The organism is Acetonema longum DSM 6540 (genome assembly GCF_000219125.1).
GTDB classification, from domain to species: Bacteria; Bacillota; Negativicutes; order Sporomusales; family Acetonemataceae; genus Acetonema; species Acetonema longum.
This window is the reverse complement of the sequence record NZ_AFGF01000156.1, coordinates 1-1,127: the sequence shown is the minus strand read 5'-3', so window position 1 is coordinate 1,127 and position 1,127 is coordinate 1. Positions and strand designations below refer to the sequence as shown.

Genomic DNA, 1,127 nt, shown 5'->3' with positions numbered 1-1,127 from the left:
TGGTCTAAAAAGCGTGAACCTGCAAGCCAAGCTGACAGCTTTGGTGGTCAATCTAAAAAGAATAGCAGCATTGGTAGCCCCCATATTGTTATCCTTTTATTGGCCCTGCTCTAAAGATCATAATAGGGGGCATCAACACGCTTTATTGGTCCTGACCGGCTAAAAACAGGGGGTTTTTCAGTGGTTTCGAACCGTCCCTTCGAGTCTATCATCGGCTCCAGTGTGGACGGAAAAGACATTCTCTTAGACGCAGCCAACGATGTGAACCTGCTGTCAGCCGCCAATACCATGGACAGCGACAGCGAATCCTCGCAGAAATCCGCCTCCGTGGGCGTGGATTTGACCAAGGGTGGCGTGACCGTATCGGGACAGCTAGGCAATGGCGAAACAGATGAGCATAGCCTCAGCTACAACGAGACAACGATCACAGCGGAACAGAAGCTGACCATCAAGTCTGGCAATGACACCAACCTGGTGGGGGCACAGGCTAAAGGCGATACCGTTGAGGTTGACGTAAAAAGCGATTTAAACCTGGCCAGCCAGCAGGATAGCGAGACTTATACGGAGAAGAATGAGTCTGTTGGCGGCAGTATTGGGATTGGTGCCGGGGCTTCGACGAATCTATCCGCGAATGAAGGTAAAATCGATTCGGATTATAAGAGTGTCAATGAGCAGACCGGAATTTTTGCCGGCAAGGGCGGCTTTGATATTAAGGTAGAAGGCAATACCGACTTAAAGGGCGCGGTGATTGGCAGTGAGGCAGAGGCCGAGAAGAATAAACTCTCTACCGGTACTCTGACATTCTCGGATATAGAGAACAAAGCCGAGTACAAGGCGGAAAGCAATGGTGTCGGTAATGCAACAGGCCTGAACCTGGGGGTTCCGGTATCGGATGATAAAACCAGTACTACCCATGCCGCCATTGCTCTGGGAACGATTGAAATTAAAGATAAGGCCAATCAGAAAGCGGATATTACGAAACTGAGCAGAGATACCCAGAATGCCGTTAACAAGCTAGACCAGATTTTTGATAAGAAGACGGTCCAAGAAAAACAGGAATTAGCAAATCTATTTAGCCAGGAAGCAGTAAAACTTGTTGGAGATATAGCGGAAAGAGAGAAAGATAG

The 1,127-nt window shown here is 48.5% G+C and carries 1 protein-coding gene; it reads left to right on the top strand.

Translation table 11 applies throughout. From position 1 onward, the window contains the following. Nucleotides 1–180: 180 nt before the first annotated feature. The coding region (locus ALO_RS14710; protein WP_004097264.1) for a hemagglutinin repeat-containing protein at nt 181–1,127 on the top strand (947 nt) is incomplete at its 3' end.